The organism is Acinetobacter sp. ME22, assembly GCF_022012315.1.
GTDB lineage: Bacteria > Pseudomonadota > Gammaproteobacteria > Pseudomonadales > Moraxellaceae > Acinetobacter > Acinetobacter brisouii_A.
This window is the reverse complement of the sequence record NZ_JAKLTL010000002.1, coordinates 129016-155750: the sequence shown is the minus strand read 5'-3', so window position 1 is coordinate 155750 and position 26735 is coordinate 129016. Positions and strand designations below refer to the sequence as shown.

Annotated in this window: 31 protein-coding genes; 11 read left to right on the top strand and 20 right to left on the bottom strand. The window is 41.5% G+C overall.

Going from position 1 to position 26735, the window contains the following annotated elements; translation table 11 throughout:
• Nucleotide 1: 1 nt before the first annotated feature.
• The 3 genes from LVY74_RS03405 to LVY74_RS03395 are packed head-to-tail and all read right to left on the bottom strand — an operon-like array spanning nucleotide 2 to nucleotide 3741.
• Entirely contained in the window at nucleotides 2-1354 is a 1353-nt protein-coding gene (locus tag LVY74_RS03405) for a phosphatase PAP2/dual specificity phosphatase family protein (protein WP_237814098.1), read from the bottom strand.
• Between the two features lies 1 nt (nucleotide 1355).
• Complete coding sequence (locus LVY74_RS03400; RefSeq protein ID WP_237813842.1) at nucleotides 1356-3101, bottom strand: bifunctional alpha/beta hydrolase/class I SAM-dependent methyltransferase; 1746 nt, start codon at nucleotides 3099-3101, stop codon at nucleotides 1356-1358.
• A gap of 22 nt (nucleotides 3102-3123) precedes the next feature.
• Nucleotides 3124-3741: a CDP-alcohol phosphatidyltransferase family protein gene (locus LVY74_RS03395; protein ID WP_237813841.1), complete on the bottom strand. Its 618-nt coding sequence runs from the start codon at nucleotides 3739-3741 to the stop codon at nucleotides 3124-3126.
• A 158-nt stretch (nucleotides 3742-3899) separates the two neighbouring features.
• On the opposite strand from LVY74_RS03395, the gene LVY74_RS03390 reads away from it, so the two are divergent.
• Nucleotides 3900-4619, top strand: a complete 720-nt coding sequence (locus LVY74_RS03390; protein ID WP_237813840.1) for a dienelactone hydrolase family protein — start codon at nucleotides 3900-3902, stop codon at nucleotides 4617-4619.
• Between the two features lie 24 nt (nucleotides 4620-4643).
• Nucleotides 4644-5264 carry a glutathione S-transferase family protein gene (locus LVY74_RS03385; RefSeq protein WP_237813839.1) on the top strand — a complete coding sequence of 207 codons (621 nt, stop codon included), beginning with the start codon at nucleotides 4644-4646 and terminating at the stop codon, nucleotides 5262-5264.
• A 62-nt stretch (nucleotides 5265-5326) separates the two neighbouring features.
• On the opposite strand, the gene tsaD is transcribed toward LVY74_RS03385, so the two are convergent.
• Nucleotides 5327-6340: a tRNA (adenosine(37)-N6)-threonylcarbamoyltransferase complex transferase subunit TsaD gene (tsaD, locus tag LVY74_RS03380; protein WP_237813838.1), complete on the bottom strand. Its 1014-nt coding sequence runs from the start codon at nucleotides 6338-6340 to the stop codon at nucleotides 5327-5329.
• A 144-nt stretch (nucleotides 6341-6484) separates the two neighbouring features.
• Between tsaD and rpsU the strand changes: the two genes are divergently transcribed.
• Complete coding sequence (gene rpsU, locus LVY74_RS03375; protein WP_004652785.1) at nucleotides 6485-6700, top strand: 30S ribosomal protein S21; 216 nt, start codon at nucleotides 6485-6487, stop codon at nucleotides 6698-6700.
• A gap of 39 nt (nucleotides 6701-6739) precedes the next feature.
• The gene (locus LVY74_RS03370) at nucleotides 6740-7186 is read left to right on the top strand and encodes a GatB/YqeY domain-containing protein (protein ID WP_151710744.1); all 447 of its coding nucleotides are present in this window, start codon (nucleotides 6740-6742) and stop codon (nucleotides 7184-7186) included.
• Between the two features lie 85 nt (nucleotides 7187-7271).
• Here the strand turns inward: LVY74_RS03370 and LVY74_RS03365 are convergent, their stop codons facing one another.
• The 12 genes from LVY74_RS03365 to LVY74_RS03310 all read right to left on the bottom strand — a co-directional run bounded on the left by LVY74_RS03365 (nucleotide 7272) and on the right by LVY74_RS03310 (nucleotide 18838).
• On the bottom strand, nucleotides 7272-7646 hold the full coding sequence (locus LVY74_RS03365) for a hypothetical protein (protein ID WP_237813837.1): 375 nt from the start codon (nucleotides 7644-7646) through the stop codon (nucleotides 7272-7274).
• 84 nt (nucleotides 7647-7730) lie between these two features.
• A complete protein-coding gene (locus LVY74_RS03360; RefSeq protein ID WP_237813836.1) occupies nucleotides 7731-8117 on the bottom strand; it encodes a hypothetical protein in 387 nt (128 codons plus the stop codon).
• A gap of 25 nt (nucleotides 8118-8142) precedes the next feature.
• The gene (locus tag LVY74_RS03355) at nucleotides 8143-9558 is read right to left on the bottom strand and encodes a M48 family metalloprotease (RefSeq protein ID WP_237814097.1); all 1416 of its coding nucleotides are present in this window, start codon (nucleotides 9556-9558) and stop codon (nucleotides 8143-8145) included.
• Between the two features lie 72 nt (nucleotides 9559-9630).
• Complete coding sequence (locus LVY74_RS03350; RefSeq protein ID WP_237813835.1) at nucleotides 9631-10599, bottom strand: 2-hydroxyacid dehydrogenase; 969 nt, start codon at nucleotides 10597-10599, stop codon at nucleotides 9631-9633.
• A gap of 9 nt (nucleotides 10600-10608) precedes the next feature.
• Nucleotides 10609-11250, bottom strand: coding sequence for a hypothetical protein (locus tag LVY74_RS03345; RefSeq protein WP_237813834.1), 642 nt, complete (start codon nucleotides 11248-11250; stop codon nucleotides 10609-10611).
• A 74-nt stretch (nucleotides 11251-11324) separates the two neighbouring features.
• On the bottom strand, nucleotides 11325-13208 hold the full coding sequence (locus LVY74_RS03340) for a peptidase M48 (RefSeq protein ID WP_237813833.1): 1884 nt from the start codon (nucleotides 13206-13208) through the stop codon (nucleotides 11325-11327).
• A gap of 93 nt (nucleotides 13209-13301) precedes the next feature.
• Nucleotides 13302-14843 (bottom strand): amidophosphoribosyltransferase, encoded by a 1542-nt coding sequence (gene purF / locus LVY74_RS03335; RefSeq protein ID WP_151777499.1) that lies wholly within the window; start codon nucleotides 14841-14843, stop codon nucleotides 13302-13304.
• 24 nt (nucleotides 14844-14867) lie between these two features.
• Nucleotides 14868-15461 (bottom strand): CvpA family protein, encoded by a 594-nt coding sequence (locus LVY74_RS03330; RefSeq protein ID WP_237813832.1) that lies wholly within the window; start codon nucleotides 15459-15461, stop codon nucleotides 14868-14870.
• A gap of 4 nt (nucleotides 15462-15465) precedes the next feature.
• Nucleotides 15466-16470, bottom strand: a complete 1005-nt coding sequence (locus tag LVY74_RS03325; RefSeq protein WP_237813831.1) for a quinone-dependent dihydroorotate dehydrogenase — start codon at nucleotides 16468-16470, stop codon at nucleotides 15466-15468.
• 181 nt (nucleotides 16471-16651) lie between these two features.
• Nucleotides 16652-17107, bottom strand: a complete 456-nt coding sequence (locus tag LVY74_RS03320; RefSeq protein WP_151777501.1) for a SixA phosphatase family protein — start codon at nucleotides 17105-17107, stop codon at nucleotides 16652-16654.
• 57 nt (nucleotides 17108-17164) lie between these two features.
• Nucleotides 17165-18238, bottom strand: a complete 1074-nt coding sequence (locus LVY74_RS03315; protein ID WP_151710733.1) for an NAD(P)H-dependent glycerol-3-phosphate dehydrogenase — start codon at nucleotides 18236-18238, stop codon at nucleotides 17165-17167.
• A gap of 18 nt (nucleotides 18239-18256) precedes the next feature.
• Complete coding sequence (locus tag LVY74_RS03310) at nucleotides 18257-18838, bottom strand: nitroreductase family protein (protein WP_237813830.1); 582 nt, start codon at nucleotides 18836-18838, stop codon at nucleotides 18257-18259.
• A gap of 196 nt (nucleotides 18839-19034) precedes the next feature.
• On the opposite strand from LVY74_RS03310, the gene LVY74_RS03305 reads away from it, so the two are divergent.
• Nucleotides 19035-19409, top strand: coding sequence for a hypothetical protein (locus LVY74_RS03305; RefSeq protein WP_237813829.1), 375 nt, complete (start codon nucleotides 19035-19037; stop codon nucleotides 19407-19409).
• A gap of 50 nt (nucleotides 19410-19459) precedes the next feature.
• Here LVY74_RS03305 and rhlB read toward each other — a convergent pair whose 3' ends face one another.
• Both rhlB and LVY74_RS03295 read right to left on the bottom strand, forming a co-directional pair.
• Complete coding sequence (rhlB, locus tag LVY74_RS03300; protein ID WP_151710955.1) at nucleotides 19460-20611, bottom strand: ATP-dependent RNA helicase RhlB; 1152 nt, start codon at nucleotides 20609-20611, stop codon at nucleotides 19460-19462.
• A 102-nt stretch (nucleotides 20612-20713) separates the two neighbouring features.
• The gene (locus tag LVY74_RS03295) at nucleotides 20714-20926 is read right to left on the bottom strand and encodes a cold-shock protein (RefSeq protein ID WP_151710954.1); all 213 of its coding nucleotides are present in this window, start codon (nucleotides 20924-20926) and stop codon (nucleotides 20714-20716) included.
• A gap of 351 nt (nucleotides 20927-21277) precedes the next feature.
• Here LVY74_RS03295 and LVY74_RS03290 point away from each other — a divergent pair, with 351 nt between their 5' ends.
• The 5 genes from LVY74_RS03290 to LVY74_RS03270 all read left to right on the top strand — a co-directional run bounded on the left by LVY74_RS03290 (nucleotide 21278) and on the right by LVY74_RS03270 (nucleotide 24041).
• Entirely contained in the window at nucleotides 21278-21517 is a 240-nt protein-coding gene (locus tag LVY74_RS03290) for a sulfurtransferase TusA family protein (protein WP_237813828.1), read from the top strand.
• A 136-nt stretch (nucleotides 21518-21653) separates the two neighbouring features.
• Complete coding sequence (gene rpoH, locus LVY74_RS03285) at nucleotides 21654-22523, top strand: RNA polymerase sigma factor RpoH (RefSeq protein WP_151710952.1); 870 nt, start codon at nucleotides 21654-21656, stop codon at nucleotides 22521-22523.
• A 134-nt stretch (nucleotides 22524-22657) separates the two neighbouring features.
• On the top strand, nucleotides 22658-23023 hold the full coding sequence (locus tag LVY74_RS03280) for a DUF423 domain-containing protein (RefSeq protein WP_111891969.1): 366 nt from the start codon (nucleotides 22658-22660) through the stop codon (nucleotides 23021-23023).
• 7 nt (nucleotides 23024-23030) lie between these two features.
• Nucleotides 23031-23228, top strand: a complete 198-nt coding sequence (gene thiS, locus LVY74_RS03275; RefSeq protein WP_111891971.1) for a sulfur carrier protein ThiS — start codon at nucleotides 23031-23033, stop codon at nucleotides 23226-23228.
• Between the two features lie 12 nt (nucleotides 23229-23240).
• Nucleotides 23241-24041: a thiazole synthase gene (locus LVY74_RS03270; RefSeq protein WP_111891973.1), complete on the top strand. Its 801-nt coding sequence runs from the start codon at nucleotides 23241-23243 to the stop codon at nucleotides 24039-24041.
• 45 nt (nucleotides 24042-24086) lie between these two features.
• Here the strand turns inward: LVY74_RS03270 and LVY74_RS03265 are convergent, their stop codons facing one another.
• A complete protein-coding gene (locus LVY74_RS03265) occupies nucleotides 24087-24557 on the bottom strand; it encodes a DUF6231 family protein (RefSeq protein WP_151777508.1) in 471 nt (156 codons plus the stop codon).
• A gap of 36 nt (nucleotides 24558-24593) precedes the next feature.
• Here LVY74_RS03265 and LVY74_RS03260 point away from each other — a divergent pair, with 36 nt between their 5' ends.
• Nucleotides 24594-25463: a DUF2797 domain-containing protein gene (locus tag LVY74_RS03260; RefSeq protein WP_237813827.1), complete on the top strand. Its 870-nt coding sequence runs from the start codon at nucleotides 24594-24596 to the stop codon at nucleotides 25461-25463.
• A 57-nt stretch (nucleotides 25464-25520) separates the two neighbouring features.
• Here LVY74_RS03260 and lpxB read toward each other — a convergent pair whose 3' ends face one another.
• Nucleotides 25521-26699 carry a lipid-A-disaccharide synthase gene (lpxB, locus tag LVY74_RS03255; RefSeq protein WP_237813826.1) on the bottom strand — a complete coding sequence of 393 codons (1179 nt, stop codon included), beginning with the start codon at nucleotides 26697-26699 and terminating at the stop codon, nucleotides 25521-25523.
• Between the last annotated feature and the right edge of the window lie 36 nt (nucleotides 26700-26735).

Here is a 26735-nt window from a genome sequence, read left to right as displayed (position 1 = left end):
ATTATTTCAACTCATGATTAAATTTTTTAAGTTCTAAAATTTGTTGTTGTTTCAGGACAATCCACGGTCGTGCCTGCTGAATCATGGCAATCGCTTGATCGGTCTGCTCTGCCCAACCTTTCTGCAAAATCCATGCCGCCAAAACTGCACTGCTGCGCGAGTAGCCCAAAGCACAGAACACCACAATATGCCGAATATGATGGTATTGGCTTTCTTGGTAAAGTTGCTCAAACACCTTAACCGCTTGCTGTAGTTGCTGCGCTTCCAATACAGTCAAATCCAAACTGACATACTGTGCATAAACCGTATGTGCAGCAACAGGCAACTCAGCACAACAGTCCATCCATGCTTGTGTGTTTGGTTGTGGTTGGCTCGGAATACGCCCCAACTCTAGCATGATGCCATGCTGCGAAAGATGAAGTACCAATGAATTTTCAGGGTGTTTTTGTGTCCAAATTCGGCTATTGATCCATGCACAAAACAGATAAAGTAAAAATAATATCCATGCCGCAGGCGTTAAATTACCTTGTGGAGTCTTCTGCAACCAATGCACACGCACTAAGGCATAAGCCAAACTGAGTAAGGCAAAACTCAATGCAGGGTAAATTAACCAAAGTGCCCACGATCTAAGCCAACAGGCCAAAACCAATAAAATGATGGCTGGAATAGCATAAAAAATTGCCATTTTGATGTGTTTGCTTTGACGCTGCTGCAACGGCTCACTCGCAAATGGAGATTTGACCTGCAAGGGAAACAGCCACAGACACAATGCTCCCACCAGTAGACCTGTTGGCAGATCAATAAAATGATGTTGCCATGTGGTCAATACCGATATGCCGATTAACCCTGACCACAGATGCACCAACCAACGCCATGATGTTGCGACATGTCTACGATAAAAATCCCAAAGAATCAGCAGTAAGACAATATGCAGCGACGGCGCCTGATTATAAGGACGATCAAAGCCCATCAACACATCAAAGCACCAGCCAAAGAAGCCCTGTAATTCAGGTCGTTGCTGACTAAACATCAGTGGAAATGCCAAAAAGCAGCCGATACTGATCAATTGCGCGGTCAGCAAACGTAAAGCATGCCGATTCAGCTCAAAACGATTCCAGCACAGCAGCAAGGATAAACCGTAAAACAAATCGATTGACCAGTACGGCACTATTGTCCATGGTAAAAGTGGAATATGCCGTTCCCATGCAAAGACAATACTGGGCACATGGGACAGACTTTCCGCATAATGATTGGCAAAACCATAGCTTAAAAAGAAAAACGGCGCGAGCAGGCACAAATACAACACGCCATAACGCCATGTGCCTGCCTGTTTTTCAGTGAGTAAATCTCGCACTTTAAAGCTTTTTCGCAACAGATACGGTAAAAATACCGAATTCATCAATACATTGATCGACTTTACTAAAACCTGCCTGTTCAACCAACGCATCCATTTCCGCTTGGCTACGCAGACGCATCACCCATGCTTGTCCTTCACGATGTGAGGTTAGCGCACGTGCAATAAATTCTTGTTGTGGATGCCAGATTTGCCCTGTGTAAATTAGATAACCACCTTGTTCCATCGCCAAGTTTAAGCCTTGTAGCGATTGGCGCAGTGCATCATTATCGGCAAACAGTTCATATAAACCTGAAACCACAGCCAAATTGGCTTTCGGCTCAATCGCAGCCAGTTCATCTCGATTAAAGGCATCGCCCAGTTCAAACTTAGCGATTTTTTCTAAGCCTCGCTGCTCAATCAACAGCTCCCCTGCCGCGACATTCAAATCACTATAATCACGCAGTAAGGCTGAGCTTGGTGGTGTCTTCAGTTGAGCAATCGCATCTAAAATATAACGCCCATGACCCGCCGCAATATCCAAAATTTTCACGGATTGCTGATCATCTTGTAAACGCTTGGCATATTTGGCAAGTAACTGCTCAATATGCTGTTTACGCACACGGATCCCTTTCCAGCCAATCGCATTTAAATATTGATGATCAATCACTTTACCCAGTAAGTGCTGACTTTCTGTCTGATTGCGATAGACAAAATCGAGGGTACTACCCGAGTCATAACCTGTATCTTCGCCGATTTTTAAGGCTTCAGACCAGCGACTTCCCAGTTTCAGGTTGCCCTTGGTGAGTTTCCAGAACCAGTCTTTGACTGAATGTTTCGGCAAATCAGTTGAAAGTCGTTCTGCCTGCGCACAGCTTGCCCCGATTTTATCGGCATTTAAAAGTTGTGGCGCTTGATAAGGCTGTGCAAAGCACTGCTGAATAAAACGACGAATTTTGGCAATTGCCAGTTCACGGTTTTTTTCGCCTAAAGTGTCATGAAAAAAACCTTCCAAAACATGAAACTCTTTTTGTGGATGTGCCAAACGGGCATAAAATTGACGCTGTGGTTGTTGTTCCACCACAAAATCTGAACCTGAACACAGCACTTGCGTCGGCACATAAATATTTTTGGCATCATCGACCACTCGTTCCGCAGCAGCAGATAAACCGAGTAACATACGCACAGAAATGGCTTTGGCAATCAGAGGATCACGCTCATAACTTTTGGCGCGTTCTTCATCGTGGGTCAACATTTTGGCTTTAACATAGCTTTGAATGAAAAAGTTACCGCGTACCTGACTCAGTAAATTCAAACCCGATTTGGCAAAAGGCACATATAACTTGATCTCAAATGCAGGTGATGCTAGACACAGTGCCCGCAATTTTGGCGCATAGTCATGTACCCAAGTCGCAGCAATCACTGCACCAACACTCTGCCCAATCACAGCGATATTTTCGCTGGAAATCGCATATTTCTTTTGAATATGCTGTACAAAATACTGTAAGTCTTGCACACATGCTGAAAAACTCGGTGCATCACCACGTTGACCTGGCGATTTTCCATGTCCTCTTGCATCTAGAGCAAAAAAATCATAATCAGGTAAATCCAGCTCATTGACCAAATGTGACATTCGTCCCGAATGCTCATGCCCTCGATGCAGCAAAATAATCGCCTGTTTTACAGGTTGCTTGTGATTGCGCCAAGCCTGATAAAACAGAGAAGCGCCATCATGGCTGTTAAAATATTGCTGCGTATTGTTATACATCGTTGTTACCCCAAAGTGTGCACTACAGTGCTTTTTTAATTCGATTAAAAATCGTGATAAATAAACAAAATAAGATAATGATTAAAATACTATTACAAGAAAATTGCACGATTTTTTCGGTCAACCAAGCTTGGCAAGCCACCAGAAGTGCCAACAGACTAAAGGCAAATGCTCGGTCACTTTTCCCCATTGGTCCATCATATCGGCGGTCGACTCCAACCAATGGCGCCATGACGCCTGCATATTCACTCAATATCGCCAGAAAAGTGACGAAAAGTAAAAGTTCAGTCTGAATTTGTGTGACTACGATAAAACAGACATATAAGGCACTATCTGCAACCACATCACACAATTCATTGAGATATGCACCAAGCTTAGATTGTTGTTTAAACTCACGTGCCAACATACCATCAATTGCATTAAATGCCATCCGTAGTAGCATCCATACAGGAATCAGCACAAAACTCCATGCATGTATTGCGTTAAAGTTATAAAAATAAATGCCACAGGCAAGCAGTATAGATAACAGCATCGCGATCAGCGTTACCTGATTTGCTGTTACACCACGCTTATACAAGTATCGAACACTTGGTCGTAAACATCGTTGAAATGCAGGTTTAAGCTGATAAATCGATGGCATTATTATTTAAACTGTTAAAATTATTGTGTGAATTGTAAAAATATTAACACTAACAAAATATTGTGTTTTTGTGAATTTAGCACCAAAATCATGCGATTTTAAAGTTAAATTAAACTATTGATGGAACAATCAATTCAGTAGTCAACAGGATCAAAATCGTGAGCATACAAACTCAAGTCATTCAATATTCATATCAAGATCAACAATTAGAAGGTTATTTAATTTACCCTGCACCTTATATTCAGGCTTTAGCAGGATTACTGATGGCACCAAACTGGATGGGCATTAAAGATGGTGACCTAGAAATGGCGGTTGAAGTTGCAGCGCAAGGTTACTGTGTCTTTGTACTGGACTTATATGGTCAAGGTCGCCGCCCGAAAGATGCCGCCCAAGCAGGTGAATGGGTTTCCAAAATTAAAAATACAGAACACGAAGTCGGTTTACTACGTGCAGCACATCAAGCATTCTTAGAACAAGAGTTTTGCAAAATTGAACCAAACCACGTTGCAGCATTTGGACTTTGCTTAGGTGGACACAATGTTTTGGAATATGCACGTAGTGGAGCAGAAATTAAAGCAGCCGTTTCATTCCACGGCTCACTCGATCAATCTGGTTTATATAACATGCAGCAGTTTAAAGGCTCGGTTTTAGTGCTAGATGGTGCGTGTGATCCACTGGTTCCTCGTCAGCAATTGCAAGATTTTAGCGAAGAAATGAAAAAAACTGAACTCGACTGGCAGTTAATCAGTTATGGTAATACCTGCCATTCTTTTACTGAAAAAACAGCGAACAATCCAGGCATCCAAGAATATAACGAAAAATCATCAAAACGTGGCTTTCAAGCCATGTATGAACTCTTAGAAGACGTTTTCCAATAACCCTGAAAAACAGGATATTCATTCATGTACACTTTATGGATCGGCAATAAAAATTATTCATCATGGTCATTGCGGGCATGGCTCAGCCTACGCGCCCTAGAGATTCCTTTTGAAGAACAACTCAGTACATTGAATTTGGGGAGCAGCAGTTACCTCAAATTCAAAGCATTCTCACCTTCAGGTAAAGTACCTTGCTTAGTGGATGGTGAACATGTGGTTTGGGATTCACTGGCGATTATTGAATATGTTGCTGAACAATATCCTGTTTTATTCCCTCAAGACAAAACTGCACGTACATGGGCGCGTTGCGCTATGGCAGAAATGCACTCAGGCTTTATAGAACTTCGCTCACGTTGCCCAATGAATTGCTCACTGACTGGCATTGAAATTGAACACACGCCTGCGCTCGTTCACGATATTCAACGACTGGATGAACTACTTCAACAAGGTCTGACTCAGTTTGGTGGAGCTTGGTTAGCAGGTGAAAAATTTACGGCTGTCGATGCTTTCTTTGCACCAGTCGCATTACGTGCCCGCAGTTACAGTCTTAAATTTTCTGATAGCGTACAGCAATGGATGCAGCAAATTTTGCAACATCCTGCTTTACAAGAATGGTGTCAGCAAGGTGAACAAGAAGACTTTTAAACTTCTTTTCTCCAATAAAAAAGCCTGTGAAAACAGGCTTTTTGATTTTGATCTTTTAAGCATTATGCTTCAGGTACAGTTAGTTCAGTCATTGGCCAACGTGGAGTTGTGGTCACAGACAATCCATCACACGCGCCTGCTTTTAAACGCTGATAACCTGCAAATGCAATCATCGCACCGTTATCTGTACACAACGCAGGTTCTGCATAATAGACCTGAGCTTTAATCTTGGCGAGTTTTTGTTCCAGACTTTCACGCAAACGCAGATTGGCACTGACGCCACCTGCAATCACCAAACGTTTTAAACCAGTTTGCTTTAAAGCTTTCACTGATTTTTTCACCAAAGTATCGACAATCGCTTCTTGGAAAGATGCAGCAATATCGGCATCACGATTTTCATCACCCAGTTTTTTCATTTGCACTGAAACCGCAGTTTTTAAACCACTAAATGAAAAATCTAAACCTTGATGCAACATTGGACGTGGAAATTCAAAGGCTTCAGGATTACCACTCAACGCCAACTTGGCAATATTCGGCCCACCTGGATAAGGTAAACCCATCATTTTGGCGACTTTATCAAACGCCTCACCCGCTGCATCGTCAATAGATTCGCCAAGTAGCTCATACTGACCAATGCCATAAGCTGCCATTAACTGGGTATGCCCACCAGAAACAAGCAAAGCGACAAATGGAAACTCAGGTGGTGTTTTAGAAAGCAGTGGCGCAAGCATGTGCCCTTCCATATGGTGCACACCAATTGCAGGCTTATTTAAAGCAAATGCCAAAGTACGACCAAACAGTGCCCCTGTCATTAACGCACCCATTAAACCAGGCCCGCGGGTATAGGCAATCGCATCGATTTGGTTTTTCTGAACGCCACTTTGCTGTAACAGTTCATTTAATAAAGGAATCAGTTTACGAACATGGTCACGCGATGCCAGCTCAGGTACAACACCACCATATTCGGCATGTAGCTTAATTTGACTGTACAATACTTGACCTAAAAGCCCCTGTTCACTGTCGTAAAGCGCCAGCCCTGTTTCGTCACAAGATGTTTCTAAGCCTAAAACAATCATTTAAATGCCTATTTTCACTATCCAAATTACAGCCATCGCTATTATAGACTTGTGATATGAGATGTAAATGAGTAAAATACTGACCTTCACTTGTCAGCCATGCACAGTGCACGGCTGTTACCCATAACTTAATGAGGATTATTCATGCCACAAGTTAAATTGAAAGAAGGCGAACCAGTAGACGTAGCTATCCGTCGTTTCAAGCGTTCATGCGAAAAAGCGGGTGTTTTAGCTGACGTTCGTAAACGTGAATTTTACGAAAAACCAACTCAAGAACGTAAACGTAAAAAAGCTGCTGCTGTTAAACGCTATCAAAAGAAATTGACTCGCGAATCAGTACGTACTACTCGCCTTTACTAAGATTAATTTGTGATTGATTGACTCACCTGGACAAAATAAATGACTACTTTAAAAAACCAAATCACTGATGTTTTGAAAGCCGCAATGCGTGCTAAAGAAATGGACAAGTTGACGGTGATTCGTAGTCTACAGGCAGCAATCAAGCAAATCGAAGTCGATGAGCGCATAGAGCTTGACGATACTCAGGTTCTTGCGGTCATTGAAAAGCAAGTCAAACAACGTAAAGAATCGGTTAAAGCCTTTGAAAGTGCTGGCCGAGAAGATTTAGCTAGTAAGGAACAAGCCGAAATTGAGGTGTTATCCCAGTTTCTACCAGAAGCTATGACTGAGGAAGAGCTTGATTCCATCATTGCACAGACCATTACTGCGCAAGAAGCTACTAGCATGAAAGATATGGGTAAGGTGATGAACTCTCTACGTCCGCTCATAGCCGGGCGTGCCGATCCTGCACTTGCATCTGCAAAAGTAAAAGCAAAACTCGCTTAATACTGCAAAACTCCAAGTCAAAAACACACCCTCTCCAAAGTTTATTGCACAGCATCATCGATATACTGTGCAATCAGAATTTTTTTTATATCAAATTACAATTTAACTGTTTCAGACTCAAACCTGCTCTTGTCGAAATCATGGCTTTTAACTGCTCACGCGTAAATGTACGCTTGTCAGGTTTTAATAAATCACGATTTTGATCCATCAAATTATAAAGATTATTAAAATAAATCTGTGTAATATGGCAAGCTCTTTGGCTTTGTTGAGGCGTGATCTGTTTTGCAGAAGGATCGATTGTTTTAAGTAGCTCATCACGGCTTTGTATATATTGGCGCTTATATAGCTCCATTTTCTGATCCATTTCCGCCACATTGTGTACTTTCAATGAACTACTCGCCGCAAAGCAGGATAGACTCATTGAACACCCCAAAAGTAAAGTTACAATCATTTTCTTCATCAGTTCTTCACTCTAATTTTTTATTTATCGGTTATGATTTTAAATTTGGCATAATAATATCAACGCCCACATTATGCCAAAGCGTTAGTTTAACTTGCAGTTCACCCCCATTTTTTGCAAACTTTGATAATCAGGTGCTGCATAAACTGCCTGTTGAATAAATTCAGCCTTGGTTAAACTTCGATCTTCTGCTGCCAATAAATCACGATTTCGGTCTAATACTGCATACATATCATTAATTAAACCCTGAGTAATCTGACAAAAGCGTTGCGACTGTTTTTGGGTAAATTGAGTTGCTTTAGGATCGATTGATTTCAAAAAATCCTGCATTTCTTGATCATGCTTTTGTGTTGATTGATCAAGTTTTTGCTCTAATTCTTGTTGATTATTGACTTTCAAATCATCAGTCATTGCAGCAAAGCTTGAGCAACTTACCCATCCCAAAATAATAATACCAACCAATTTTTTCATATATTTCTCTAAATTTATGTCACTTTTATAAAGTAAATAGACGCTCCGCCTGCATATATTTTAAACGCTGAGCAATCGTTGCAGATAATGATACATTATCTTTTGCTAAACGCTGTGCATGTAATAAGGATTTAATCCCCTCTTCTTCATGACCCGACCAAAACTCAGCCTCAGCACGATAACGGAGTACCCGTATTGCTTGCACAGGAGATGCATCATCAAGTGCTGCGGCACGCTGCATCAAATCCCACCCTAGTACATCTCTAGGATTATCACGCAATATTTTATTGACCAAATTAAAAACAGGTGCAGGCTGATTTTTACGAATCAAAACTTCAGCCAATTTATAGGTTAAAGCCCGATTTTCTGGCATGATTTGCTGCTGTGCCAAAATCGTCTGATATGCCTGTTCAAACTGATGCTTTAAAAGAAAAATATCTGTCTGCAATAATGTTGCCAATATATTTTGCTCGGTTTTCAGCTGTGCAGTATTCAGTGTTGCTTGTGCCTGCATAGCATCACCTTGTTGCACATAAAATGCGGTCAATGCCAAAATTGCAGCTTGATTATGCTGAGTTTGCAAGGCTTTGAGTTGCTGTTCGGTGACATCGTTAGATAACACTGCTGCATATAACTTCACCAGCTCATAATCTGGATCACTGATATTGGGTTTAACATTTGGATATTGCCTTGCTCTAAGGCGTGCTTCACTCATACGTGCTGTCGTGAGTGGATGAGTCATCCAAAATTCAGGCATAAAACTCAGTTGAACTGATGAACGCTGCATTCTCTCAAAAAAATCAGCCATTGCATTGGGATTGTAACCTGCTGCAACAAGGTATTGCATCCCGATCCGATCCGCTTCTCTTTCCTGATCACGACTATAACTCAGTTGTTGACTTACTAAAGCTGCCTGTGTACCAAGCATGACCGCCGAACCTGCTCCAGCATCAGACTGGGTTGCAATCGCAGCCCCAACCAAAATCCCTGCAAGTGCCAACAAACCTTGTCCTTTAAAGGCTTCTTGTGAACGGCTGTAATGTCGCTGAGTCACATGCGCCACTTCGTGCCCTATCACACTTGCAACTTCATCACGGTTTTTTGCCAATTCAATCAAGCCTGTATTTATTGCAAAAACACCACCTGGCACAGCAAAGGCATTGACTTGTTTATCTTTAATAATGAATAAACCAATAGGCGCACCCAAATTGGTTTGGCTGATAATATTGTAAAAAATACGATCAAGCTGATCTTCCAGCCACGGATTTTGAATAACATTCAGATGAGCATGAATCTCACGATAAACCTTTTCTCCTAAAATTTTTTCATTCTGCTGATCGATCACCCCAACACTTACCCCACCAATATTAGGAACATCAAGGGCTTCAGGACGATAATGCTGCTGTGAAAAGTCATCGTCTGCTGCATGACTCGCTGTCATTAAGCCCATGCAACAGATCAATGAATAGAAAAAAGATGCCCCCATCCGCATATCAAATGCACCTACGTAGGATTAGGAAAAATTGGGATTTACAGCATAACGAGGTTGACGCTGCTGCAATGCATCCACCAGATTTTGGTAAGCAAGCTCAGCCATTTTTAGACGTGTTGCCTCAGTTGCAGAACCCAAATGTGGCAAGGTAACGACATTTTTCAGATGAAATAACTCAGACTCTTGTAGCGGCTCTTTATGGTAAACATCTAACCCTGCTGCAAAAATTTTCTGGGCTTTCAATGTTTCAATCAATGCTGCTTCATCAATCACTGAACCACGGGAAATGTTCACCAAAACAGCATGCGGCTGCATTTGGTTCAACTCTGCTTGCCCGATCAGTGCTTTAGATTCGGCATTTAAATCCACTGCAACGACCACAAAATCAGAGCGTTGTAATAACTCATTTAAACCACAGTATTGCGCATTAAAAGGTTGGGCTGCTTCAATTTTCTCACGGCGATTATGGTACAAAATATTCATGTTAAAACCATAAAAACCACGGCGTGCAATAGCTGCACCAATATGCCCGAGTCCAATAATTCCTAAAGTTTTCCCAAAAACATCTTGACCAAATTGTGCAGTCCCTACAGTGCGTTGCCATTGTCCCTGCTTAGTCCACTGATCTAGTTCAGGCACGCGGCGCGCTGCACTCATGAGTAAGGTAAATGCTAAATCTGCGGTGGTTTCTGTTAAAACATGTGGGGTATGGGCAAGCCAAATTTTCTTTTGATTTAAATAATTTACATCGTAATTATCATATCCTACGCTCACGCTCGAAATCACTTTTAAGCGCTGTGCAGGGGCTAAATTACTTTCATTGAGCAAACGACCCGCACCAATCATGCCATCTGCATCAACCACATGCTGCCTGATTTGTTCATTTATATCGCCCTGCTTCGGGTTAATCTGCACAACATCATAATCTTGCTGAAGTCGTTTCAAAATTTCTGGAGCGATTTGACTAAAAACCAGTACTTTTTTTGGCATGAAGTGATCCTAGAGTCTTAAAGGTTGAATCAGTTTCCATAATTGTTGTTTTAACAATGGCTGTTGTAGCATATCAGCTAAACTTGCAAGCTGTTGATGTTCAAGTGCCAAACCTGCTGGCAAGCTCCCAAAACAAAAAATTGTTTTTTCAGCAGCAATCACATCAAGAAAACCTTGTACATAATCGCCCAAACCTGCTGTATCTTGCAAGTTGGCTAAAGGAAACGGCCATTGCAATCCAGCATCCTGCAAAGATAATGCAGCCTGAATATTTCGCCAAAGCACTAAAGTTTCCGTGTTTAAATTCAATTGGTCTGTGAACAGCACAAATTTCTCGGCAATCAATGCCTGTAGCTGAAAAGCTTGAACTGGCTGAGTCTGCGCCGTCACAACAACTGAAGTTGCTTGAGAAAGTACCTGTTTCTGAACAGGCTGCTGAATTTCTTGCTTGATGGGTTGAATGACTTTTGGATCTTTGATCTCAATTTTTGCTGTGACAGGTTGCACAGAAATTGAAGGCGTTTGATCCCTGCTAATATCTTGATCTCGCCAGCACGTTGCAGAACTTGGCAACGTACGCGCAGCCATATGCCGAGGAATCCAGACATCAATTCCCATCATGGCAAGTTGTTGGCGCTGCTGCTGAATCATGTTCTCATCATCTTTCAAAAGTTGGCATAGTGTAGGCGATTTTCTCAGGAAACCGAACTATATTTGCCGATTTGCTACACGATCATAATGCTGTTTTTCTTCATCACCTGATCAACGATCTCATCTGTTTCAAAACCAAGACGCCAGTACAGCAACTGCAAGACATCCAGTTCATCTTGGGTAATGACTCGATCATTCCACAAACACTCTTCTGCAATACTCAAAATCCGCAAACGATCTCGCAGTAGCAAGCCTGAAATATCTTGCAAAATCTCACCTAAATCAATCGGTTCATCAGATAAATCTTGGTAATGCTGCCAGTCTTCAGGTTGTATCAATTTTCGGATTAGATTTTCTCGAATCTCCAATTGATTACTGGTATTGAGCTGTTGAACATGCAATAACGCATCCATTAAACGAACGATCTCAGGCAATACATCTTCAAATGCTGTCGGCATGTGTGTGGGTAATAAATTCAGTTGATATTTCACCCGCTCTATCAATAGACCATCGAGTAAGCCAATTTCACCATCTGCCTGTGCAATCAGCGCCAGTTTGGTTAAAAACTGCCGTGATGCGCTCAGTGGCATACGCTGAATGTTCTGACATGCCAAATAGAAAATCTGAACATGTTGCCGACCATCAATACTGAGCAAAGCATCAACAATCGCTCGACTGACCTCGGCATTTTTGGGCACAAACTCACGGTATTGACGAATCATTAAAATCGCAACCAGTACCTCGCGTGAGCCTGTTGCTGTTTGCAAAGCACGATCAATTTGTTCAGGGCGTGCCATTTTAACCCGTATTTTTGGATTAAGTGGCTTAATCGCATCTTTAATGGTAAAGCTAATCGGGGATAAGCGCAGCAAAGGTAAAGGCTGTGGCGCAGACCATGTAAAAGCAACCTCATGGGTTTCATCACCAAAAGGACGAAATAAACTAAAGAGTGGTTGAGTTTTGATTTTTCTCAGATTTTCAAGACGAAGATCTTCAAGCAAATTTGGATTCAGTTCATAAATTCGACGCTCAATATCGGGATGGATATTCAACCAACTCTGGCGACTTAAAGAATTTGCAAAACACATATGCGCAATCGATTCTGAGTAGGCACTATGAATCTGAGAGCCTGCATGATGCACATAAATCCGTAGCAAGGTTTGAATATTGGCATCATTAGCAACCAACTGTGTCGTGCTCACATCATTTTTAAAGGTACGTCCTGTTAAGGTAATAAATTTAATAAAACGTGAGATGAGCAAGCCAAGACTTCCCATCAGCCAAATCACACCACCCACAGCCACCAAAATGGTCTCGAACTTATTTTGACGCTTACTGTGATAAGGCTTGAAACCATGCCGTGCCACTTTACTGCCTAACTGGCTAAATGTGGTCAGGCTACTGAACATGATTTTTAAACGGGTATTCTGATAGGTTTCCCCTGTTAAAATCTGATTAAAGGCATTTCCAAATAAACCATAAAGTTCAACTTCATCTAGGTTTTGCAAAGCACCCCATGTAATCACGATCACCGTATCTTCAGGATGAACTCCTGCCGTTAATGCATTGACTCCAACCTCATCAGGAAGCACATATACCGCAGGAACATCGACCCCATATTGCTTGGCAAACTGCTGTGTAATTTTAATGGCGACTTTTTCTTCAGGGGTACTCTCTACAGGATTGAGAAATCGCGCTCGTAATTGTTTTGCTAATGAATGTCCGCCTTCACGAAAAACATAGACCTCATAAAGCACCGAACCAAGCATGATCGCCAAGATAACCAAAAGCACAATTGGGCTATACTGATACCAAAACACGGATTGAGTTGGATCGATATAGTGCATCACCAAACCAAAGGATAGGTTAAGCACCACCAAAGTCAGCACAATTGCCAATGAACAAATGGTCGTTGACCAAAACAAACTTTTCTGATGTCCTGAAGAAAGTGTTTCCATGACTCAATAACAGCCTCAATGCATACCTGCGCTTTCAATCATAAAATAAAAAAGCGGGGAAATCCCGCTTTTTCACTGCGCTGAGTAACAGGATTATTCTTCGCGAATACCCGTCAAATCAACCGATGCTGCATCGATATTCACATCAATGTAACCATCTTTTTTCTTTTTGGCATTGTCACTACGACTACGCTGCAAGTTGTCCAAATAGGCTTCATCAATATCGCCAGTGACATAAACACCGTCAAATACTGAACAGTCAAATTCACTCACTTCAGGCACTTTTGGAATACGAATTGCTTCTTTCAAATCTTCCAAATCTTGGAAAACCAGACGATCTGCACCAATGATTTCACGAATTTCTTCAACGGTACGATCAGAAGCAATCAGCTCAGTTTTTGCAGGCATATCAATACCATACACGTTTGGATATTTCACCATCGGCGCTGCTGAAGCAAAGTAAACTTTCTTCGCACCAGAGTCACGTGCCATTTGGATGATTTCGTTACAGGTTGTCCCACGTACAATCGAGTCATCCACCAACAAAACGTTTTTGCCTTTAAACTCAAGCTCAACAGGGTTCAGCTTTTGACGTACTGATTTTTTACGTTGCTGCTGACCTGGCATAATAAAGGTACGTCCCACGTAACGGTTTTTCATAAACCCTTCACGGAACTTAATCCCCAAAATATTTGCAAGCTCAAGTGCAGATGTGCGGCTAGTATCTGGAATTGGAATGACTACATCAATACCGTGATCTGTACCCCAATCTTTTAAGATACGATGCGCCAGTTTTTCACCCATTTTTAAGCGGGCTTTATACACTGAAATCCCATCAATCGTTGCATCTGGACGTGCAAAGTAGACATATTCAAAAATACATGGGAAGTATTTTGGATCTGTTGCACATTGTTTAGTAAACAATTCGCCTTCAGCATTGATATAAATTGCTTCACCTGGTGCAATATCACGCTCAACTTTAAAGCCGAGTGCGGTAATCGCAACCGATTCAGACGCAATGATATATTCAGTTTTGCCTGCATCGTTGATACGTGAACCGTAAATCAATGGACGAATACCATTTGGATCACGGAAACCGACCAAGCCTTGACCAGTAATCATGGCAACAACACCGTAAGCACCGCGGCAACGCTGATGTACGCGATGAACTGCATAGAAGATATCTTCTGGGGTCGGATGCAAGGTTCTGAGTTTTTGCAACTCATGTGCAAATACATTCAATAGAACTTCAGAGTCTGAATCTGTGTTCATGTGACGCAAGTCAGTTTCAAACAGATCTTGACGAATGTCGTCTGCGTTAGTCAAGTTACCATTGTGCGCCAATGTAATCCCGTAAGGTGAGTTTACATAAAACGGCTGTGCTTCTGCACTGCTTGATGAACCCGCAGTTGGATAACGAACGTGACCAATCCCGTAGTTACCTTGCAAAGCACGCATGTGGCGAGTGTGGAATACATCACGTACCAAGCCATTGTCTTTACGCAAGAATAAACGCCCATTGTGACAAGTGACAATACCTGCCGCATCTTGTCCACGATGCTGCAACATCGTCAAAGCATCAAATAACAATTGGTTAACTGGCGAATGACCAGCAATCCCAACAACTCCACACATAGTAACCTCGCAGACAAGCTTGGATTAATTAAAAGGGTTTTTAGTCGAATGCTCTGAGCGATTCCCTAGAGAAGACTCGCGCTCAGATGAGTCATCTGAAGCTTGAACTTCAGTCTGACTCTGATGATGATTCATATGTTTAATTGCATCACTGGCAAGATCTTTCGATAGATCGGCTGCAAGCGGTGCATAAGGCAAAAGTGCCTGAACAAATAAGGAATGCTTCCATGAGTCGGCACGATGTAACCAAGGTGCCAAACTTTGCATAATAATGAGAACGATAAATAAACTTTTCAGTGTACCAAAAGCTGCACCCGCTAGGCGGTTCAAAGGATCAAGTTTCAAAGTCTTGACCATGCTATTGAGCACCCCTGTCACCAGCCATGTCAGCACAATGACCACCAATGCTACGCAGGCGAAGGCAGCCACTTTTTGTACCATGACACTATGACTGACCCCAGACATTAATGGTGCAAGTGTCGCAGAACAACGACTCGCAATAAACAAGGCCAAGATCCAACCCAATAAATTCGCCAAAGCACTGAATAGTCCTTGTCGCAATCCATTGACACAACTAAATGCCAGAATTGCAATAACAATAATGTCTAAGGTATTCATAATTTTACGTCATAGAATGAATACAATCTTGTACCAAGTCTGGACCTGTATAAATCAGGCCACTATAGATCTGAACCAAACTTGCACCTGCCTGTTGTTTAGCAAGTGCTTGTTCACCTGCCAAAATTCCGCCAACACCAATCAGTGGAATCTGATTTTTTAACACAGCAGCAAAAGTTTTTAAACAGGCTGTACTTTTTTCAAACACTGGCGCACCCGACAAACCACCTGCTTCATCACCAAAAGGTAGATTTTCCACCCCTTCACGTGACAATGTCGTATTGGTCACAATCAGTCCGTCAACTTTAAATGCCAACAATTGCTTGGCAATAAAAGCAATATCATCTGTACTTAAATCAGGTGCAACTTTCAGTACCAAAGGCACGTAGTGACCGTACTGTTCAGCAAGCTCAGCTTGACGATTTTTTAAAGTTTCAAGCAAATGGGTCAATGCTTCGCCACTTTGCAGGCTACGGAGATTTTTTGTATTGGGTGATGAGATATTCACCGTCACATACGACGCATAATTGTAAACTTTTTCTAAACAGATCAAGTAATCATCTGCTGCTTTTTCAACAGGCGTATCAGCATTTTTGCCAATATTGATACCTAAAACACCTTTGTATTTGGCTGCTTTGACATTTTCCACGAGTTTGTCTACGCCATCATTATTAAAACCCATACGGTTAATAATGGCTTGAGCTTTCGGCAAACGGAATAAACGAGGTTGCGGATTACCGGATTGAGGGCGTGGAGTAATTGTTCCAATTTCGATAAAACCGAAACCTAGTGCCGCCAAGGCATCAATGTAGTCACCATTTTTATCTAGACCCGCAGCTAAGCCAACAGGGTTTGGAAATTCGATTCCCATACAGGTGACAGGTTTAGCAACAAACTTTGCTTGCACCAACCCCATTTTATGCGCAGTTTTCAGCCATGATAATGTAAGTTCATGCGCACGCTCTGGTGCTAACGAAAACAACAAAGGGCGAGCCAGTGAATACATCATAAAATCATCAAGTGGGTAGTTTTAAAACGCGCTTATTATAGGCATGCATCCTCAAAAACGCCATGCTTCACAACGCTTTATTTATCATATTCGTAACAGGGGTGTTGTGATTTTCATCACTAATTCTTGAGAAATCATTGAATTGCTCATTTATCACAAACAATTCAATGACAAATTTATCTTAAGCCAATGGAATAAAGCTTGCAGTTTGTGTTGATAAACCTTCAGCAATCACAGCTTGTTCATAAATTCGAGCTTCAGCAAGCGCAAAAGGATGAAAGGCAAGTTGTGTTAAACGCTCCGCAATAAAAGCCACAACATTCATATGACAGACCACCACAATCGACTCATACGGCAGTTTTGATAACCAGTCCACAGCTAAATCAGGATCATCATCAGGTTTAATGTGATCGCATAACATGACAGGCACATTTGAGAAATAGTACTGAATATGTGCCAGTGTTTCTTGTGCCCGCAATAATGGGCTAACCACAAAAAGGTCTGGCTGAACCTTATGTCGCAGAAATTCCGCGGTTTGTTCAGCTTGTAAATGTCCACGTTCGGTCAGCGGGCGTTTGGTATCATTCCCATGGACTGGAGGTGCAGCCTCACCATGACGAACTAAAGTTAATTGCATAAAATTTCCTGAAAGTGCAATCTTGAGGCTTTATACCTCAATAAGATGAAGATTTTCTTACACCTGCTGGTGTGGCAAAACAAATTCCACATCACTACGATGCCCACTTTTCATCAATGACAATGCAATCGAAAGTGGTGGTGCTTGTTCAAAGATCACATCATATAACGCATTGGTAATCGGCATATAAACGTCCAATTCTTTGGCACGAGTACGCACTTGTACAATGGTATTAATCCCTTCTGCTGTTTGTCCTAATTCTTCTGTTGCTTGCTGCAAGGTTTTTCCCTTTCCAAGTGCAAACCCAACCTGATAGTTCCGACTCAGTGGACTATTACAGGTTGCAAATAAGTCACCAACACCAGACAACCCTAAGAAAGTTAAAGGATTTGCTCCTAATTTTACTGCAAAACGACTCATCTCCGCCAATGCACGAGTCAAAATCATACTACGGGTATTTTCCCCTACACCATGCGCAGCCGCCATTCCCATCGCAACTGCATAAATATTTTTCAATGCACCGCCTAGCTCTACACCATGCACATCATCACTGGCAAAAACACGAAACAATGCACTATGCAAAGCTTGCTGGACTGCATAACGAACCTGTTCTGAATGGCTCGCAATGACTGTACCTGCGGGCATACCCGCCATAATTTCTTTGGCTAAGTTTGGCCCTGACAATACCCCATAAGGCACTTCTGGCAATTCTTCACGAATAATTTCACTCATAAAACTAAAGGTTTTTGCTTCAATCCCTTTGGTCAATGAAATAATGGCTTGTGCAGTAATGAATGGTTTAATTTTTTGGATAATACTGCGAAATGAATGACTTGGAATCGTGACTAAAATTAAATCTCGCTCACGAACTGCATGTTCTAGATCGGCTGTCACTTGCAAACTATGTTCAAGTTCAAAATCAGGTAAATAGCGTTTATTGACATGTGTTTGATTCATTTGTGCGGCTGTATCAGCATCTCGAATCCACAGCATGGTATCGCAGCCATTACGCGCAGCTAAATTTGCCATGGCTGTCCCAAAACTACCACCACCTAGCACAGTCACACGTAATGCTGTTTTTTTATCTACGGGCACAGCATCTACCAAATCTGTAAATTTCACTTCAGACATTTTTCTTTCTCAACTTGATTACGGTGCTGACCAATAACTGACATAATTCGACACTGTCAGTTCAGCACGTGGTGCTAATGCTTTTGCGGCTGTCCCGACATAAATAACGCCTGAAATCAGATCATGTGCTTGTAAACCTAGCGCTTTTTTCAAACTCACTGATTCAACAATAGCACCTGTGCGCCACATACTGGCAAAACCTTGACTCTCAAGTGATAAAAGAAGGTTTTGGACAGCCGCGCCTGAACTTAAAATTTGCTCAAACTCAGGTACTTTTGGATGCTCAACAAGATGAGTTAATGCCAAAACCAGCAAAGGTGCGCGCATTGGATGATTTTTAATACGTTCAATTTGAACTGGATCTATTTCAGGAAAATCTTGCTGCATTGAATTGGCAACGAGCTCTCCAAATGCAATACGTTGATTCGTTTCAACCACCACAAAGCGGGTTGGTTTTAAACGATGATGGTCTGGTGCAGTGAGTGCTGCTGCAAATGCCAAATCAAGTTGCTGTGCAGTGGGTGCAGGTTCAACAAGAAGACCGACTGACTGGCGCTGTTGAATATTATCATGAACTGCTTGTACTGTTGTATTTGCCATGAAGACTGTCATCTTTTCATCTAAACAATATAATTTAGATTAACATACTCTAAAAAATGAACTCTAGTTTTAGCAATAAAAAACACAGCAACAAAAGATCAGCAAAAAACAGCAACATGCCTATGATCACCATACACACTGCACAATATTTCTAAGGCACACTACAACTGCCTTCAATCAAGTTTCCAGAGGTCAAATGAAATATTTAACATTGATCAGTAGTTTTGGCATAGCAGTCGTTCTCAGTGCCTGTAGCTCTAATCCAGCTGCGACATTGGTACTACAAAATGAAAACCATCAATTTGAAGTAACAGGTTTAGGTAAAACGGCTGTGATCGCCAAAAATAATGCCATTCTTGCTGCCAATAAAACCTGCTCACGACAAACACCAATTCTTCGTAACGAATCCACAAACTACAACGGTATTTTTAAAAATGTAACCGATGAACAAACTGGTCGAAGCATCACAACAGCGACGGAAGTTATTGGTGGAATTTTAGGTTATAGTCCAAAATTACAACGGGATGATGACTATCAAACCACCTTGATTTTCACTTGTCAGAACAAATAAGTATAAAAAAAGGGATCAATCATGACCCCTTTTCATCTCAATATCTTAAATTAGCAATAACCATCTAAACGTGTAAGCGGTAATTTTTGTCCAATCGCTTTTTCAATATCAGACAAATAAAAGGCATCATCTTCTGACAAGAAGCTAATACTCACGCCTTGTGAACCTGCACGGCCTGTACGTCCAATACGGTGAACATAATCGTCAGATTGCTCAGGCAAAGTAAAATTCACCACATGTGATACGCCATCGACATGGATACCACGACCCGCCACATCGGTTGCAATCATGATGTTGTGCTGACCATTTTTAAACTGATCAAGCATTTTTAAACGTTTGTCTTGAGCAATTTCACCCGACAACATGACGACCTTATAGCCATCTTTTTTCAAACTGTCATATAAGCGACGCACCTGATCTCGGCGATTGGCAAAAATCATGACTTTTTCAATCGGCTCGTTATGCAAAACTTCTTGCAATAATTTGTACTTGTCTCGGTTAGAAACCACATACACACGCTGTTCAACATCTGCGTTGGTTTTCTTTTCTGGCTCGATTTCAACGGTGACAGGTTCAAATAACCACTGACGCGCCAAGTTTAAAACGTCATAACTAAAAGTCGCCGAGAACATTAGAGTTTGACGCTGCTCTTTACGTGGTGAGAAACGCACAATTCGTTTTACAGCAGGAATAAAGCCCATATCCAACAAACGGTCAGCTTCATCAATCACTAAAAACTCAACTTGATCTAACCAAACTTCTTTTTGTTCAGTGAAATCAATCAGACGACCTGGCGTTGCAACCAAAATATCGACAAACCCCGCATCAAGCTGTTTTCTCTGTTTATCGAAATCAACACCGCCTAGCAACGTCACAACATTTAATGAAGTGCATTTGGTTAAGTCTTTGGCGTCTTGCTCGATTTGTAAAGCCAACTCTCGAGTTGGTGCTAAAATCAATGCACGTGGTTCGCCACGATAACGCTGCTCTTGAATCGGATTATTCAACAAGTCATTAATAATACTAATTAAAAATGCTGCCGTTTTCCCTGTTCCTGTTTGCGCTCGACCAATCGCATCGTGACCTGCAAGCGTAAACTTTAAAACCTTTTCTTGAATCGGCGTCATGCTGGTAAAGCCCAACGCATCAATCGCCTGTTTTAACTGAGGATGTAAATTTAAGGTTTCGAAACCAGATGACATAAACCTGTTAATCCGTTATGCGCGTAAAATAAGTCGCCATTATAAACAAAAAACGCCCCAAATGTTATGGGGCGTTTTCTTAAGGTTAAGCACCTAAAAAGATCAGTCTAATGGCTGAACTTCTTCTGCTTGGAAACCTTTTTGACCTTGTACAACGCTGAATTCAACGCGTTGACCGTCACGAAGTGAACGGTGACCTTCGCCTAGGATAGCGCGGAAGTGAACGAATACGTCATCGCCGCTGCTACGTTGAATAAAGCCGAAACCTTTAGTGTCGTTGAACCATTTAACTACGCCTTGTTCACGTACTGTCATTAGTTAATCCTCTGTGATTAAAAAAAAGGATCACCCGGTGTTGCAAACAGTAGAGCGACAAGGTTTAAAAATAGTTATTATTTTTAAGCTTGTGATCATTCTGTAAAACTATTAACAAAATCCGGTTATATCCACATTGTCATAGGTTTTTTGCGAAATTGCATCCTACATACGGTTCCGAGAGTAGCATGCCTTTCAGTGAATTGATACAAAAATTTTTCATAAATATAGCATTTTATCAGCGCATGATTTTTCTTACATTTAGATTGTTTTTTACCACACCTTTCCTCTTTTTAAGATCTAGGCTTTTTGTTAGTATCTAGGGCTTTATTGAGTTTAGAACCCAGCTTTATGTCCGATCCTAAGGCAACTTTCATTGAAATTGATGCGATAGGCAAACCTTGCCCTATGCCGCTATTGATGTTGAAACGCGCAATAAAATCTGCACCTGCTCAACAAAAATTCTGCTTAAAAGCATCCGACCCCAACAGCGAAATCGATATTTTACGTTATTGTCAGATGCAGCAACTGAACTGTCAAATGATCAGAATTACTGAACATGAACTACACTACATCATTGAATCTGAATGAATAATACATGTACAGAATTTGAAGACACTGGCATAAAAGTTTACATTTCGCTACCCTTTTTGCCTTAATTCTGCTTCTAAAGCAGATTAAGATGAACACATTGATTTTGACTAGCTCATCCCTATAAGGAGTTTTCATGACTGACAGCAGCAATCAATTGATGCCCCTGTCATTGTCTGCACCCGGTGTGAACCTAGGCGCATACATCAGTACTGTCAATCAGATTCCAATTTTAACTGCCGAACAAGAAAAAGAGTTGGCAGAACGCTATTACTACGACCAAGATCTTGATGCAGCAAAAATGCTGGTCATGTCTCATCTACGTTTCGTTGTCCATATCGCACGTACTTACGCAGGCTATGGCTTGCCACAAGGCGATCTGATTCAAGAAGGCAACTTAGGCTTAATGAAAGCCGTAAAACGTTTTGACCCAAATATGGGCGTACGTTTAGTGTCTTTTGCAGTTCACTGGATTAAAGCAGAAATTCACGAATATGTGATTCGCAACTGGCGTATTGTCAAAATTGCCACGACCAAAGCCCAACGTAAATTATTCTTTAATTTACGTAGCTTAAAAAAATCCAGTAAAAAATTGACGCTTGAGGAAGCACAATCAATTGCCAATGACCTGAATGTTACCCCAGAACAAGTTCTGGAAATGGAAGGTCGTTTAACTGCATACGATGCAGCCTTTGAAGCGCAAAATGATGATGATGAAGAAGGTTCAACCCATGTTGCACCTGCATTGTACTTAGAAGACAGTCGTTACGACCCTGCGCGTTTGGTCGAAAATGAAGACTATGAAGAACAAAGTACCTCTGCACTGCACGATGCCATGAATCAGCTTGATGATCGCTCTCGTAATATTTTACAGCGTCGCTGGTTAGATGATGACAAATCAACCTTGCATGAGCTTGCAGCCGAATATAATGTCTCAGCGGAGCGGATTCGTCAGCTTGAAAAAAATGCGATGGAAAAAATTAAAGTTGCGATGTCATCCAACTAATTTTTTCGTTCATAAAAATGAATAAATTAGGCTGATTCTTCAGCCTTTTTTATTGCCCAAGTTTCATGCAAATAATCGTAACCCAGCCAAAAATTATGTTATGGTATAGCGCAAATTCTTGACGGAATAGCACAATGTGGCTTGCAATCTCTGCGTTAAATCTTGCGCTTGCAGTGATTCTCGGTGCCTTTGGTGCACACGGTTTAAAAGCTCGGGCAACCATTGACCAACTTTCTTGGTGGCATACTGCAACCGATTACTTTTTTTATCATGCGCTTGGATTATTAGCCCTTGCGATTTTGGCAAAAGTGTCACCACAGTTCCCAATCAAGGTCAGCTTTATTTGCATTCAAATTGGGATTGTATTCTTCTGTGGTTCACTCTATGTCATGGGCTTAGGTTTACCCCGTATTTTAGGGGCAATTACGCCAATTGGCGGTGCCTTTATGATTATTGGATGGTTAGCATTGGCTTGGAATGCCATGAAATTTGCAAAATGAGGACAGCATGCAAATCTTTTTAAACGGCGTGGCAACTGAAACGTCTTGTGAAAACCTACTTACATTAGTTCAATCTCTGGCCTTAGAAAATAAACGCTTTGCGGTTGAACTCAATGAAATGATTGTGCCGAAATCAAAATTAGAACAAACACAGATTCAAGCTCAAGATCATATTGAAATTATTCATGCCGTTGGTGGTGGTTAATAGGACATAATTATGCAAGACGCTCAATTTAACGATTCCCCTTTAATTATTGGTTCACGTACTTTTCAATCCCGCCTATTGGTTGGCACAGGCAAGTACAAAGATCTCAATGAAACAGATTTAGCGATTCAAGCCAGTGGCGCAGAAATTGTGACTGTTGCAATTCGCCGTGTGAATATCGGTCAGCACCCAGATCAACCGAATTTACTTTCTGTTGTTCCACCTGAGAAATACACCATTCTGCCAAATACAGCAGGCTGTTTCGATGCCAATAGCGCAGTTCGTACCTGCATGCTGGCACGTGAACTGCTTGATGGACACAATTTGGTGAAACTTGAAGTCTTGGGTGATGAAAAAACCTTGTACCCCAATATCACTGAAACACTGAAAGCTGCACGTACCCTAATTGACGATGGTTTTGAAATCATGGTCTACACCTCAGATGACCCAATTGTGGCTCAAGAGCTTGAGAGCATGGGCTGTGTCGCCATTATGCCTTTAGGCAGCTTGATTGGTTCAGGTTTGGGCATTTTAAATCCACATACCATTTCCATCATTAAAGAAAATGCAAAAGTTCCAGTGTTGGTCGATGCGGGTGTGGGTACAGCCAGTGATGCTGCGATTGCAATGGAATTGGGTTGTGATGGCGTGCTGATGAATACTGCGATTGCCAATGCACAAAACCCGATTTTAATGGCATCTGCCATGAAAAAAGCAGTTGAAGCAGGTCGTGAAGCCTTCTTGGCAGGACGTATGCCACGCAAGCGCATGGCAAATGCCAGCTCACCTGAAACAGGATATTTCTTTAAATAATTCAAATGTATGTATAAAAAAGCCAAGTTAAACTTGGCTTTTTTATTACCAGCGAAATTTGTCCCAGTTGTCTGGGTTCGCCCAAAACTTCGAGTTAAACCAGTCAGGCACATGTTTGTAGGTCAAAATATTAAACTGCCACAAGGTCAGACTACCCTGTTGCTGCGTTTTATCTAACATTTGAGTTAAGCCCAAAGCGCGCATTAATTGCGTATCCTGATGTGGACACACCACCACCAAGCGTTTTGCCATGAGATCACGTAATTTCACCAAAAGTCGCGACTTCTCGGTATCGGTTAAATTTTGCATTTCTGGGGTGTCGAGCAAAATGAAACCCAAATCATAGCGACGGGTAAAAGGCAGACTTAAAAAATCAGATACGTTAAAATATTGCCAGTCAATTGAGTGTTGTAAGCCGTGTTGGCAAAGATCCTGTCCAATACATAATGCAGTTTCAATGGGCTGCTCCTGACATAAATCGTCTAGCATTGAAGTGATGACATTTTGTTCAGCCATAAACTGCACCTTTATCTGAGTTAGAGAGAAATTGATATGGAATTACAAGGCATTTGCCATAAGATGCATGCCGATTTAGCCAACCATAGTGTAACCGAACAGAACACTCAAAAAGCGCATGTTGAATACAGCTTTATTCTAGACCAATCTCAGATCAATTTACCCTTTACTTTAGGTCAAGAGCTTGAAATTGAATGGACTGGGAAGATTTTCTGCGTCTCTTGCGGTGCAAAAACACCTAAATCCTATTCACAAGGTCACTGTTTTAAATGTTTTAAAACCAAAGCGTCTTGTGACATGTGTATCATGAAGCCTGAAACCTGCCATTATCATCTTGGGACTTGCCGCGAAGATGAGTTTGCCCACAGTGTTTGCTTTCAACCGCATATTGTCTATTTAGCCAACTCTAGTGCCTTAAAAGTCGGCATTACCCGCATTAGCCAAATGCCAACGCGTTGGTTAGATCAAGGTGCAACTCAAGCCTTGCCGATTATGCAAGTCGGTTCACGGCGCTTGTCAGGACAACTCGAAATCATGTTTGGTGAACAAGTCGCAGATAAAACTGACTGGCGTAAGTTACTCAAAGGTGAAGCTGAACCACTGAATCTGATTGAAGTTCGTGAGCAACTGGTCGAAGAATTTGCACCTAAAATTCAGCGTATTCGTGAAGAATTCAGTCAAAATCTGGAGTTTGATGAAGGTATTCAACTGCTTGATGACGAAAAAATGCGGGAATTCATCTATCCAGTCGAGCAATATCCTGAAAAAATCAAATCACATAATTTGGATAAAACCCCAACCATCCGTGGCGTTTTACAAGGGATTAAAGGTCAATATCTGATTTTAGATACGGGCGTGATCAACATTCGTAAATACACAGGTTACGAAATCATTATTCGCTCTTAAACTTAAAATCATAAAAAAGGCAGGAAATTCCTGCCTTTTTTAATTCTTAGATTAGCCTTAACGTGCTGCCAATAATTGCAAAATCGCGTGTACAGGATCTTCAGTATCCCCTGAAATCAATTGCTTATGCATGGTTATATGCTGCATCACTTGAATTTGAGCCGTTTCAACATTCATTAACTTTTCAATTTCCGCAGCCAATGCTTCAGGTGTTGCCTGATCCTGAATCAACTCTTGAATGACTTTTTTACCCGCAATAATATTCGGCAAAGAATAATATGGAATTTTGACCATCAAACGCATAATACGATAGGTCAACCAATGTAACTTATAAAATGTCACCATTGGACGATGCAATAACATCGCTTCGAGTGTCGCTGTACCTGAAGCCAAGGCAATGATATTACTTGCATTCATGACCAATCGCCCAATTTTCGACTCGGTATGCTGATTGTCAAGAACATGAATTTTGGCACGTAAACTTTCAGGATAATTTGCCAAAATCTGCTGAATTTGCGTTAAACGCTGCTCATTAATTGCAGGAACCAGATATTCATACTCAGGATATTTGGCTTGTAAAATCTGTGCAGCGCCAAACACCAAGGGGGCTAGTCGTTCCACCTCACCACGGCGGCTGCCTGGCAGTAAAGCAATATATTTGGCTTGCTCAGGAAGATTAAGTGCCTGTCGTGCTTGCTGAACGTGATTGTCTAATGGCAACTGTTTTGCCAGTGGATGCCCCACAAAAATCGCAGGAACTTGATATTTTTGATAAAATGCTTTTTCAAATGGAAATAGACACATCACCAAATCAATATTCTTTTTAATCCCAAAGACACGCTTTTGTCGCCATGCCCATACTGAAGGACTGACATATTGTACGGTCTTAATCGGTAACTGTTTTTGTTTGATGCGTTGAGATAAACGTAAATTAAAGTCAGGTGCGTCAATCCCAATAAAAATATCAACAGGCTTTTCCTGCCAACGTTCAACCAGACCATCTCGTACTGCGAATAATTGTTTGAGTTCTTTTAAAACTTCAACCAGCCCCATCACGGACAAAGTTTCCATCGGATAAAAACTTTGGAAGCCTTCAGCAATCATTTGTGGGCCACCAATCCCCTCAAATTCAACATCAACACCTTGCGCTTTAAAGCAACGCATCAGCTCAACGCCAAGAGTATCTCCTGAAACCTCACCAACCACGATGCCTATTCTGAGTTTACGATTTTGCAAGAATGTCTTCCTTTGGGCTTTATCATCCACAATATT